Here is a 12,856-nt window from a genome sequence, read left to right as displayed (position 1 = left end):
TAAGTCTAAATTAAGGAAAAGTAAGACTTTTCTATGGGTTATAAGAAAGGGCAGGAGCCCCTTCCTATATATTATTTGCTGCTTGTTTCTGTCTTTTTACTTACCTGCCTATCAGCTAACTTTATAAATGGTAAATAGATAAATATTGCAACTACAAGGTTTACAATAGCTAACAATGCAGCTCTCCAACTACCACTTCCAGCACCTGTAGCTAAAAATGCTCCTATACCTACTGGTGATATCCAAGGAATCGCAACGTATGTTGGTGGAACTAATCCAGATGCTGTAGCAAGATATGCTATTAGAGTCAACACACCTGGTGTTATTATAAATGGTATGAAAAGCATTGGGTTTAGTACTACTGGGAGCCCAAACATTACTGATTCATTTATTTGGAATAAACCTAATGGAGCTGAAAGCTTTGCTACTTCCCTGTATTCTTTTCTCTTTTTTGCACCAATAAATATAGCAATTATAAGAGCCAATGTAGCCCCTGAACCTCCTAAATGTATATAAGAATCAAAGAAAACTCTAGTGATAACATTAGGAGCTGCTAGTCCCTGTTGTATAGCGGCAGCATTTGCTTCAAGAGCTGGTAAATATAAAGCATTCATTATAGGATCCAATATATTTGCTCCATGAAGACCAAATGACCAAAATAGGTTAATTAACATAGCTGCTAACATAGCAGAACCTACACCTTGACTTAGTCCTTGTAATGGTTTCTGAACTGTCTGATATATTACATCATATAAACTATTACCCCCTAGTTTATTGATTATTAAAAATAGTATTCCAAAAGTAAATATAGCTGTCATTCCCGGAATAACTGCTGCAAAAGCTCTACCTACTGCTGGTGGTACACCTTCTGGCATTTTAATAGTTACATCTTTCTTTACTAACTTTACAAATATTTCAGTAGCAATTAATGCAACTAAAAGTCCTGTAAATAGTCCAGTTGCGTTTAAATATTGCCAATGAACAAAACCCCATCCAGCATCTCCATAAGATTGAGGTAAGGTAGCAAAATAAGAGCCTACTGCAACTATTCCAGCTGCAAGAGCATCAACTTCATAGCTCTTTGCTAAACTATATGATACCGTAAAAACAACTAATAAAGTCATAATAGCTAAAGAACCCCACCATACTTGATCACAGATAGGAATTAGTCCCCCTAGTGCAGGTATCCATTTAAACAAAGTATTTTTTAATACTAGTCCTGTAGAACCTGCCAATATCAGCGCCATAATAGCAACAAACCCATCACGGATTGCAACTAAATGTCTTTGTCCCCCTATTTTAGCTGCTACTGGAACAAATTTTCTTTCCATAAAACTTATAAACCTATTCATGCTAATCCCCCTTTTCTCATTAAATAATAGATGATAACTTATTTATTTTGAATCATGCTGATAGCATGATTTAAAACCTTTTCCCCGTTCATAGTTCCATAATCAACAGTATTTATTACATCTACTATAGTTCCTTTTGATTCCATCTTTTCTTTTATCCTTGGTAAGATATATTTAACTTGTGGTCCTAAAAGCAATATATCAATATTTTCTGAGTTGTTTTTTAAATCTGCCTCACCTATAGCTTTAATAGATACTTCTATTCCCTGATCCTTAGCAGACTTTTCCATCTTAGTTACTAAAAGACTAGTTGACATCCCCCCTGAACAAACTAATAAAATATTATACATATAAATCCTCCTCTCTATTATCCTTTATGTGTAATCTATCAGTGTACTATTATATATAGCAAATACCTTGCCAATTTTATATTTTCGTCAAAATTGGTTAAAAATTTATGTATTTTCACTATAAAGTATATTTTTCTTAGTAAAAATCGAACTTTTACATCTTTATTTAACTCAATTTTCCAAACTAACAGTGCAATTTTATATAGTAAGATAAAAAACAGTGTGCAAATTACTACACACTACTGCACACTGTTGTTATTTTCTATAAATAATTTAACTATATAAGCTATTTCATTATCTCCAATTAAGATTCCATACTTAACTTCCATAGTTCTTAAACATTTTTTCACTAAGTTCATTTCATCAATATATTCATTTCTAAAAGCTTCTAATTCTTCAAACTTTCTAAGAACAACTCCACTAAGAAGATTATCTATTAAAAAGCATGTATGAAGAGTGATTCCCATTTTTACATCTAAAGGAACATTTACTTTTAATTTTTTTTCAATATCCCTTATAAGAGCTTTAGCTTCCTTTGAAATTACACTTCCATCTATATTCACTAAATGTTCCTTTAATGAACTTCCTATTTTTTCATACATTTCTTCTTCATTGATTATATTATTTAAAGTTTCAATTCCTGAATTATTAAGAATTTCTATAGCAGATACAAAAGGAATACCTTCCAATTGTATGCCTACAGTTCCTACTATAGCCAATATAGTATATTTCTCTTTAAGATTATTTACCCTATCTTCAAAAGACTTTTTATCCAATATATTCATAGGCAATATATCTATATTTTCATTGTTCAATTTACTTTTAACTATACTAGCAATTTTTTTAGATGATCCTTCTCCTGTAAAACAAGCAGTTATTATAATATCTTTTTTATAAACCCTTTTATTTACACTACCTTTGCTGTATAAGTTCTCTTTATTAAAAGAATCTACTATTTCATCTAAACTATAACCCATTATTGCTTTTCTACATACATCTAAAACTATTGGCGTACTTACCATATCTATGGTTCTCACTTCGATTCCTGTTTCTTCCCAGATCATATCTCCAAAAGTGGTTAAAGAACCCATATCTACTAGCATGACTACGCCTTTACCTTTATCTATTTCTTGAATCTTATTCTTGGTTATTTCATACATTATTTGAGGCTTCATAGTTAAAGGCATATCTAAAGATACAACGTGTTCCGTCCCTATTAGACTATTAACTACCTCTACCATACTACTAGCCGTACTCTTACCATGCATAGCCACTATCACGCCTACTTTAGGTTCCTCTTCTTTATTCTCTCCATAAGAATCTGCTGCAAAGAACATAGCTAAATATCCTATTTCGTCAACAGGAGTTTCTATGTTAAATTTACTATCAATAATTTTAGCTGCCTTCATAGCAAATAAAAATTCTTCTTCATGGTTAATTCTAATAAAATTTAATTTTGGATTATATATTTTTTCCCTCTTTTTTATTCTTTCAATGCTTCTCTCTAGATGAAAAGATAATCCGAAATAAATTTTTTCATCAAAATCCTTCTCTAGGTTTTTTTGTGCCAATAGTAATATTTCTTCTACTACTATAAGTATTTCATTATCTACTATATTATTTATCTCATCTTTTCTAAATCGTTGAGTTATGGCTCCAATATATTTTTCAAAATGGGATTCAATATCTATATTTAATATCTCATTTATATCCTGATCATCCATACCTATTTTTTTAAGAGAATTAATTTTTTCCTCTATAATATTATAAAAATCTTCCCCTATAGTTTCTTTTTCATAGTTAAGTTGAATTTGCTGTTCCTTTTGACTAAACCTCAATACGTCATAAGTTGAACTTAATAATTCATCTATTTCATTTCTATGCTCTTTTATTTTTAAAATTCCTTTCCTTACATGATTAGGTAAATCTCCTTGATTTATGAGTAAATAAGAATTAGTATTGGATTTATAATTTAAAAATGCCTTAGCACATCCTAATTGAATATCACTTCTTAGCTGTCCTATGTTATTTGGGCAATCATATAATAAATACGATATAATCGAATTTTTATTTATGTAGATACTCTTTCCAACTCTATGAGATTCTTCTTTTATAAAAGTTTCTATTAAAGAATACCTTTCAGACAAGCTCCTTTCTTGTAATGTTGGCAAAGTTATTATCATAGGTATTCTCCTAGTAAAAGTATGTAAAAGATAAGATTTCGGATTTTCTGTGGTAGCAGCAATAATTCTTACATTTACATAAATTAAATTTTCTGTTTCTCCCAAAGGTCTAAAAAATCCATTATCTATATAAGTAAATAACATTTCCTGACCCTGAGGAGATAATCTATGAATCTCATCTAAAAATAAGATTCCTCTATCCGCTTGTTTCAATAATCCATCCTTATCTCTATCAGCCCCAGTATATGCTCCTTTTTTAACTCCAAATATTTGAGCTATTAAAAGATTTGGATTATCTACATAGTCAGCACAGTTAAATCTAATAAAGGGAGCTTCTTTATCTATTACCTGCGTTTCCCTAGCATATTGATACATCAATTCTGCAAACATAGATTTTCCTACACCTGTTCCTCCAAGAAGTAGGGTATGAAGACCTCTAGGTGGATACATAATAGCAGCTTTTGCTTTTTCAATAGGTACAGCCAAACTTTGCTTAGCCCCTACTATTTTTTCTAAGCTATTTTCTTGTAATAGATCTATTTTTGGATTGTTTCTTTCTTTATCCTTAGTATTCATTGATCTATATAATACTGGTCTTCCATCAATTTTTTCTAATCTTTTTTGTTTGTATAATTTATTTAGATACCTACTTACGTTAGATCTATCTAATCTTATAATTTCTGCTATATCTATAGCAGATACTCCTTCTTTTTTATCTCTTTCTATTTTAAGCAATGTATCATATATTTCATCAATCTTCCCCAATGATATCCCCTCCATAGGAGCTTTTACTAACATTATACCAAATAATGCAAAAATATGAATAAAGCCTACCTTAAAAGGCAGGCTTTATTCATATTTATTTATTTTTTATTTAATATAGCATTTAGAACTATACCTATTAGAGCTGCAAAACTTAATCCTGAAATCTTTACTGTTTCATTTATTGGAATTCCTATTGTTATTCCAAATTTCTTTTCGATAAATCCACTTCCAAGACCAAGGGCTAAGATAGTAGCGATTACTATGATATTTTTCCAGTTAAATCTAACTTTTTCATTTTTTATTGTTTTTACTCCTATTAAGGATATCATACTAAATAACATTAAGCTGATTCCGCCCATTACTGCATTTGGTATAGTAGATAAAAAAGCGCCTATTTTGGATATAAATCCTAATCCTATGGCAAATACTGCCGCTAACCTTAATATTGATGGATCGTAATTCTTAGTTATAGCCAATACTCCTGTATTTTCTCCATAAGTCGTGTTTGCTGGTCCTCCTATAAGCGCTGCTACTGTAGTTGCTAGTCCATCTCCTAATAACGTTCTATTTAAACCTGGGTCTTCTATAAAGTTCTTACCTACCACCTGTCCATTAGTCGTTATATCTCCTAAATGTTCCATGAATACCGCTAATACTACTGGTGCTATTATTGCTATAGCTCCTATATCAAACTTAGGTAGTCTAAAAGCTGGTACAGCGAATATAGAACTTTGAGCTATAATCTCAGTTTTTACAATACCCATTTTTAAAGACACTGTATATCCTACTATAACTCCTGCTAAAATACCTAATTGCTTTATAAATCCTTTTGCTTTAAAGTTTACTAAAAGAGTTGTACCTAAAGTTAGAGCCGCTACTATTAAATTTTCTTTAGCCATTCCAAAAGCTGTAGGTATTAAGTTCATTCCTATTACTATAATCATTGGTCCTACTACTTGTGGAGCAAGATATTTCTGTACCCTTTCTACTCCTATCTTTTTAATTAAGAATGACATAACTATATAAATTAATCCTGCTACTACCATTCCACCCTGAACATAAGCAAGATCTCCATTAAACAATTCTTTTACAGTTAATATAACTGGAATAAATGCAAAGGATGAGCCTAGAAATGCAGGAACCTTCCCTTTGGTGCAAGCATGGAATATCAATGTTCCTAGCCCTGCTGAAAATAATGCTATAGATGGATCTAAGCCTGTTAATATTGGCACTAATACTGTTGCACCAAACATGGCTATAAGATGTTGTAATGCCAAAACCACTTTTTTTGAATTATTTAATAGCCTTATTTCTACAGTTTCACAGCCTTCTGTTTTTTTGATTACATTTTCTGTCATTTTTATTCCTCCTTTTTAATTAAAGGAGAGTTTTCCTCCCCTTATCAGCCTCTCAGGACTGATTTAAAGGTCCGATAAGATTGTAAAAATTGGTTTTTCCTCATAAAAAAGCTTCTTACTGGCACAGCAAGAAGCTTTATAAACATAATTTGGTTATAATACCTTATTACAATCTTGCCAGCCTCTCAGGACTGATTTAAAGATTCTATATTCATTTTTTATTCTCAACTATTATAACACTATTTAGATATATATGCAATATTTTTTTATAATCTTCTAAATAAATCTTTATCTTCTAACCTGCTTAATTTTAGCCCTTCTTCTATTTGACTTAAGATTAGATCTTTATCCTTCATTAAAGTTCCTCTTAAGGATATATAATTAGAAGCATGATTACTTCTAAATATACAATTTTCTACCTGTAATCTTTCTACTAAATTTTTAGTTTCAAACAGAACTTCCTTAGGTGTTAGCAGTTGAAATCTACCAGATTCCACGTCTTCATAAAGGGGTGTTCCTTCTTCTACCAACAATGTCAGCAAACCTACGTAGTTAGGCTTAATTTCATTAATAACTCTAGCTGACTCTATTCCATGTTCTAAGGAATTTTCTTTCCCTCCTATACCAGAGATAAGAGTTACAGAAAGTTCTATGTCTGAATCTACTACCTTTCTTCCAGCTTCTATTATTTCTTTAGAGTTAACACCTTTATTAATAGCTTTTAATATTTTATCACTGCCAGACTCTATTCCTAGATAAATTATACCTAAACCTAAAGACTTCAATAAAGATAATTCTTCACTTGTTTTATTTAGTATAGACTTTGGAGAACCATATACTCCTACCCTTTCACATTCTGGAAAAGTTTCTTTAATAAACTTTAGAATTTTTACTAATTCTTCAGTTTTTATGGTTAAAGCATCTCCATCAGCTAAGAATATTCGTGTAACATTTTTATAATGATTTCTTCCTAAAGCCAAATCTTCTATTATTTCCTCTGTATTTCTAATTCTAAATTGTTTTCCCTTATACATAGAACAAAAAGTACATTTATTATGGGAACATCCTATAGTAGCCTGTATTATTAAACTATATGCCTCACTAGGAGGTCTGTAGAGTGCTCCTTCATATCTCATAGCTTAATCTCTCCTTTAACCACATTTAGAAAATCCACAGTTTTTACAAATTACACATCCCCCTTCATGGCCCATTTTACTTCCACATTCGGGACAATTGGAAGAAGGATTGGCGAAATTTTTTATCTTTTCTTGAAGCTTTTCTTCTTCTATTTCATATACCATTTCGTTTGCAGAACCATTCTCTATCTCCACACAAATGTTCATTACTCTTTCTAAGGCTTTACCTATAGCATCAGGACAAGATAATACTTTTATATCTTTGTTTGTAGCTCTTTGCCTTATTGTTGAATGACATCTTATACCTTTAAGCTGTTCAATTATTTCTTTAACGTCCATTCCAGACCTTAATGCTACAGATACCAACCTACTAGTTGCTTCAGATTGACTTGGACATCCTCCTGCTCTGCCAACATTGGTAAAGACTTCACATATACCATTTTCATCATAATTTACAGTTATATATAAATTGCCACATCCAACTCTAACTTTTTCAGTCATTCCTTGAGTAACAGAAGGTCTTTCTCTAGGTTTTACTCCGCTTTCATCAATTAAAGGTTCCATTGTTGGATGTTTCTTTAAGGTAGATAATACTTGGTTTTCCCTACTTCCATCTCTATATATAGTTATACCTTTACAACCTAATTTATAAGCTAACATATATACTTCTTCAACGTCTTCTCTAGTAGCTTCTCTTCTAAAGTTTACAGTTTTAGATACAGCATTATCAACATTATCTTGAAAAGCCGCTTGCATCTTTATATGCCAGAAAGGTGATACATCATGGGCTGTAACAAATACTTTTTTTACATCTTCCGGTATTCCCTCTATATGTGAAATAGTACCTTCTTCTGCAATCTTCTCCATTAGTTCTTCAGAATAAAACCCTCTTTCTTTAGCTATCTGTTCAAAATAGGGATGAACTTCTAATAACCTATCATTATCCATAACATTTCTCACAAAGGATATAGCAAATAAAGGTTCTACTCCACTGCTTGCTCCTGCTATAATACTAATAGTTCCTGTTGGAGCTATAGTAGTTGTAGTTGAATTTCTCATTTTAATTCCTTCATTATAGAATATACTATCTTCATAAGCTGGAAATACTCCTCTTATCTCCGCTAACTCTTGAGATTTTTTCTTCGACCTTTCATCTATAAACTTCATTATTTTATGAGCAAAATCTACTCCCTGTTGAGAATTATATGGAATTCCTAAATGGAAAAGCATATCAGCGAAACCCATAACTCCTAATCCAATTTTTCTAGTTTTCCTTGTCATTTCATCAATTTCTTGTAAAGGATATCTATTTATATCTATAACATTATCTAAGAAATGTACTCCAATATCTACAACTTCTCCTAATCTATCATAATCTACTTCATAACCATTTGTACCTTTTTTAATCATCTTTGCTAAATTAATTGATCCTAAATTACAAGATTCATATGGCAAAAGTGGTTGTTCGCCACATGGGTTAGTACTTTCCATTTCTCCCAAACCTGGAACAGTGCTTTTTCTATTAATTCTATCTAAAAATATTATTCCTGGTTCTCCTGTACTCCATGCCATTTCTACAATATGTTTATATACTGTTCTGGCATTTAATGTTCCAGTTGATTTTCCATTGTGAGGATCTATTAATTCATAGTCCTCTCCTTTTTCTACAGCCTCCATAAACTTTTCTGTAAGTCCAACACTAATATTAAAATTGGTTATTTCTGTAGTATCTTTTTTACATTCTATAAACTCCATTATATCAGGGTGATCTACTCTTAGTATACCCATATTGGCCCCCCTACGAGTCCCCCCTTGTTTTACAGCTTCTGTAGCTGAATTGAAAACTTTCATAAAGCTTACTGGACCTGAAGCTACCCCACCAGTAGACTTTACTGTAGCTCCTTTAGGTCTTAGTCTACTAAAACTGAATCCTGTTCCACCGCCACTTTTATGAATAAGAGCAGCATTCTTTATGGCATCAAATATACCTTCCATAGAATCCTCTATGGGTAATACAAAACAAGCAGATAACTGTCCCAGCTCCTTGCCAGCATTCATCAAGGTAGGTGAATTAGGCATAAATTCTTGTTCCATCATTACATTATAAAAATTATTAGATAATTCTTCTATATCAGCTTCTTTATTATATATACTATCTGCTAAAGCCACATGGTCTGCAACTCTTTTAAACATACCTTCTATAGTTTCTATTACATTTCCCTCTTCATCTCTAGTTAAATATCTTCTTTCTAAAACAGTCTTAGCATTATTTGAAAACGCCACTTCCACACCTCCAATAACAACTATTTGTATATTCCTATTTCTTATATACCATATATTGTATCAGTTAAACTTTAAATAGTCAAAAACAAGGATGTTTAACTTAAGTCTAAACATCCTTATTTCTTTAAAAATATTAATATATTTAGTGTAACCTCTTTATTTCTAATTATTTCTTTCATATCCATCCTTTGTATACCTATTGCCTGCATTCCAGAAAATCCATTCTTCTAAATTTGAATCATAAGTAGCTTTAATTTGAGCTTTAATTTGCTCTGGTCCATAAGGTGTATAATGAGGTCCATATTGTTTTTTAAGCCAAGGTGCTGAGAAATCCTGCAACCATGGACGAAGTATAGCCTTATTCTCTGTCGTATTTATATTATCTATTCTTTCTTTAGCTTTGGACATACTAGTATGTATTATTTGATATGGGTCTGCATCCGGGTATTTAACTCCATAACTGCCCAATGCATAGTGAGAAGGGTAGACCATAGGGCATAATATATCCACACTTGTAGCCAATGTTTCTAAATGCTGTCCTAATCCCATATCATCTTCTACTGTAGTCACTAAACCAAATACATCTGCAGATACATAAACTCCTAGAGGTTCTAATCTTTCCCTAGCATATTTTAAAAATCCTGCTATTGCATCTTGCATTAACATTTCTTGTCCAGCTTTCCCATAATCAATTAAGGATCTTTTTCCATCAGTAGGAAATCTAACATAATCAAACTGGATCTCTTTAAATCCTTTTAAGGCAGCCTCTTCCGCTATTTTGATTGGATATTCCCAACTATCCTTATTATAAGGATTTAACCAAGCGTCACCTTTATTGTCTCTCCAAACAGAACCATCCTTTGCTTTCACAGCCAAATCCGGTCTTTTACTAGCAGCAATTCTATCTTTAAAAGTAACTATTCTAGCTATAGGATATATATTTTTATCATTTAATATACTCATTACTTCACTAAAATCTTTAACTTTCACTATTTCATCTGCACCAATTTCACTAGCAAAAGCTAAATCTGATTTATAAGTAATCTCTCCTTTGTCATCTTTTATATCTATGATTACTGCATTTATTTCACTTTCATCTATGAAATTAATTAATTCATCAAATCTGCTTTTTAATCCTATAGTATGACCCGTCATATAAATACCTTTTACTGCTACTTTCTCTTTATATGAAGCCCAGTTAGTTGAAGGCTGCATTAAATAATCTACCTCTGTTATTATATCCTGTATAGAATCTTTCTTCTTAGAAGCAGCAGCATAAGATTTATTGTTTCCTATAAAAATGAAAGTAATAATTATTGCTATTATGAATATCGAAATTTCTTTCATCTTGTTATTCTGCATAGTAATCCTCCACTCAGCATCTTTTAATAGCCAATAATATTTAAAATCTCTTTCAATGTTTCTTCTATAAATTCACAGTTTCTATATTTTTTCATTGTTAATATTACCTCTGCCTGATTATTCTTTCCATACACTTCTTTAACTAAGGAAGGCCTTTCTATGAAATGGCCAATTTCATTAAAATCTTCATCAAAAAACACAAAAGTAGGAATCTTAATATTACCTTCTTCCTGATACTTGCTAAAAAATTCTCTATTATTTTCAATATCAACTATAGATATGTTTATATAATTATTTAGTTCTTCCATCTTTCCTACTATTGGTACATTAATCATACAATCAGGACACCATATTTCTGCAACCATTAATACATTTACTTTTTTATTTATAGATTTAATTCTTTCTATAAGAGAATTTTCAAAGTTAATATTCTTAAAGATATTTAAAGTTTTTTCTCTATGTTCTTCTTTTCCTTCTTCTAAGAATTCTCTAAAAGAAATTCCTTTATTAAATAATTTTTTATTTTCCATTATAAAACCTCCTTGCATTATTCAGCAAAAAAATATAATCCTCGACTTCCTACATTATATTATATATTTATACCCATTACAACCTACGAGAAAAAACAAAAATCCTTGTTCAGTTAAATTGAACAAGGATTTTTTAAGGAGGGTTGAAATTCAATTAGTAGGCATGTATAGTAAATTTTTTTGATCCCTAAATAAGTTTTTTATCACTTTGCCTTTATTTCTTAAAGTGTTAAAAATATAAATTTCTCTTGACTTTTCATAAAGATAAAATATTTCTTTAACTTTATAGTTATTACTATATACTTTCCAATAACCTTCAAATAAACATTCTTCTTCATTGAGAAACCCTACTACATCTTCTGAAGGTATGCCTAAAAATATGCCACTTTCATGAGGAAATGCTGCACCATTTACTCTATTTTTTAGACAGTTTAGACATTTTTCTAAGATAATAGGATCTCCATATCCATAAGAACATAAAAAGTTTTTATTCTTTTCCAATCTTAAATGTTCATCAAGATTATATCTATCATAAACTAGTAGTATTATACTATCTTGTGATTCTTTTAAAGTAATTGCTTCTAAATTATACTGTGAAAGTATGCTATGTCCATTCTCTATCCAATAACTATAAATCTTTCTTCTAGTGTCATTTAAAGTAATTGTAGATGAAGGTTTTATTCCAGTAACAACTGGTGAAATCAAATAGCCTATAAACTTTTCGGCATACTCTTCTTCATTTAATTGCTCTAGTTTTTTAAAAAAGTTTATTTTAAAATCAGTCATGTCCTTTATAATCTACGCTTCTACAATTCTTCTACCATAGTCCCTACATTTTTCTTCATCTTCACCTTCTGGATATAGATGAGCTATGCATCCTCTTTCAAATACTTTTGCTGCATAAGATGCCATTCTATCTGCCCAATTTTCCATCCATTCTCCGTCTCCCCAATCATAAGATCCAAATAATCCTAATACTTTACCTTCAACTTCAGATTTTATAGATTCTACGAATGGCTCCATTTCTGCTTCTTCTATTACTTCAGCACCCATAGCTGGTGATCCAAGCAAAACTATATCTGCTTCTGTTACATCTTCTAGCCTTGCATCGCCAACAGTAATTAACTTCACAGTATTTCCCTTTTCCTTTATGCCTTCACTTATTAAATTAGCCATTTGTTCTGTATTTCCACTACCTGTCCAATATATTATAGAAATTTGTTTCACCTTTATCGCCTTCCTTTTAATGGTTTTGAATGATAACGATTATCATTTAAAACCATTTTACTATAATATATTGGATATTTCTTTAAATATAATATGATTTTTTAAATATCTACTGTTTTTATTTCAAAAATAAAAAAAGCCCTACTTCGACCTACGAAATAGAACTTTTTATTTAATATGTAGCCTGGCAGCTTCCTACTCTCCCAGGGCGTTACCACCCAAGTACCATCGGCGATGAGAGGCTTAACTTCTGTGTTCGGTATGGGAACAGGTGTGTCCCTCTCTCTATCGTCACCAGACGAAAACTAAT

10 protein-coding genes and 1 rRNA gene are annotated in these 12,856 nt (G+C 31.1%); all 11 read right to left on the bottom strand.

The features are described 5' to 3' along the window. Positions 1 to 71: 71 nt before the first annotated feature. The gene (locus KQI42_RS13745) at positions 72 to 1,352 is read right to left on the bottom strand and encodes a PTS sugar transporter subunit IIC (protein ID WP_216520769.1); all 1,281 of its coding nucleotides are present in this window, start codon (positions 1,350 to 1,352) and stop codon (positions 72 to 74) included. Between the two features lie 38 nt (positions 1,353 to 1,390). Further along, positions 1,391 to 1,702 (bottom strand): PTS sugar transporter subunit IIB, encoded by a 312-nt coding sequence (locus KQI42_RS13740; protein ID WP_216520767.1) that lies wholly within the window; start codon positions 1,700 to 1,702, stop codon positions 1,391 to 1,393. A 239-nt stretch (positions 1,703 to 1,941) separates the two neighbouring features. After that, positions 1,942 to 4,650 carry a sigma-54-dependent transcriptional regulator gene (locus tag KQI42_RS13735; RefSeq protein WP_246566598.1) on the bottom strand — a complete coding sequence of 903 codons (2,709 nt, stop codon included), beginning with the start codon at positions 4,648 to 4,650 and terminating at the stop codon, positions 1,942 to 1,944. 98 nt (positions 4,651 to 4,748) lie between these two features. Continuing rightward, complete coding sequence (locus KQI42_RS13730) at positions 4,749 to 6,008, bottom strand: uracil-xanthine permease family protein (RefSeq protein WP_216520765.1); 1,260 nt, start codon at positions 6,006 to 6,008, stop codon at positions 4,749 to 4,751. A gap of 266 nt (positions 6,009 to 6,274) precedes the next feature. After that, the gene (locus tag KQI42_RS13725) at positions 6,275 to 7,144 is read right to left on the bottom strand and encodes a radical SAM protein (RefSeq protein ID WP_216520760.1); all 870 of its coding nucleotides are present in this window, start codon (positions 7,142 to 7,144) and stop codon (positions 6,275 to 6,277) included. Between the two features lie 15 nt (positions 7,145 to 7,159). After that, positions 7,160 to 9,427 carry a vitamin B12-dependent ribonucleotide reductase gene (locus tag KQI42_RS13720; RefSeq protein WP_216520753.1) on the bottom strand — a complete coding sequence of 756 codons (2,268 nt, stop codon included), beginning with the start codon at positions 9,425 to 9,427 and terminating at the stop codon, positions 7,160 to 7,162. 162 nt (positions 9,428 to 9,589) lie between these two features. Beyond that, entirely contained in the window at positions 9,590 to 10,789 is a 1,200-nt protein-coding gene (locus tag KQI42_RS13715) for a putative glycoside hydrolase (RefSeq protein WP_216520751.1), read from the bottom strand. 23 nt (positions 10,790 to 10,812) lie between these two features. Then, positions 10,813 to 11,319, bottom strand: coding sequence for a thioredoxin family protein (locus KQI42_RS13710; protein ID WP_216520749.1), 507 nt, complete (start codon positions 11,317 to 11,319; stop codon positions 10,813 to 10,815). Between the two features lie 150 nt (positions 11,320 to 11,469). Then, entirely contained in the window at positions 11,470 to 12,105 is a 636-nt protein-coding gene (locus tag KQI42_RS13705; RefSeq protein WP_216520745.1) for a DUF3793 family protein, read from the bottom strand. Positions 12,106 to 12,117: 12 nt separating this feature from the next. After that, positions 12,118 to 12,546: a flavodoxin gene (locus KQI42_RS13700; RefSeq protein WP_216520743.1), complete on the bottom strand. Its 429-nt coding sequence runs from the start codon at positions 12,544 to 12,546 to the stop codon at positions 12,118 to 12,120. Positions 12,547 to 12,728: 182 nt separating this feature from the next. Beyond that, positions 12,729 to 12,845: ribosomal RNA gene (rrf, locus tag KQI42_RS13695) — 5S ribosomal RNA — on the bottom strand. Positions 12,846 to 12,856 lie beyond the last annotated feature (11 nt).

It is taken from the genome of Tissierella simiarum (assembly GCF_018917865.1).
GTDB classification, from domain to species: domain Bacteria; phylum Bacillota; class Clostridia; order Tissierellales; family Tissierellaceae; genus Tissierella_C; species Tissierella_C simiarum.
The sequence above is the reverse complement of the archived record's forward strand: the minus strand, read 5'-3'. Positions and strand labels throughout refer to the sequence as shown.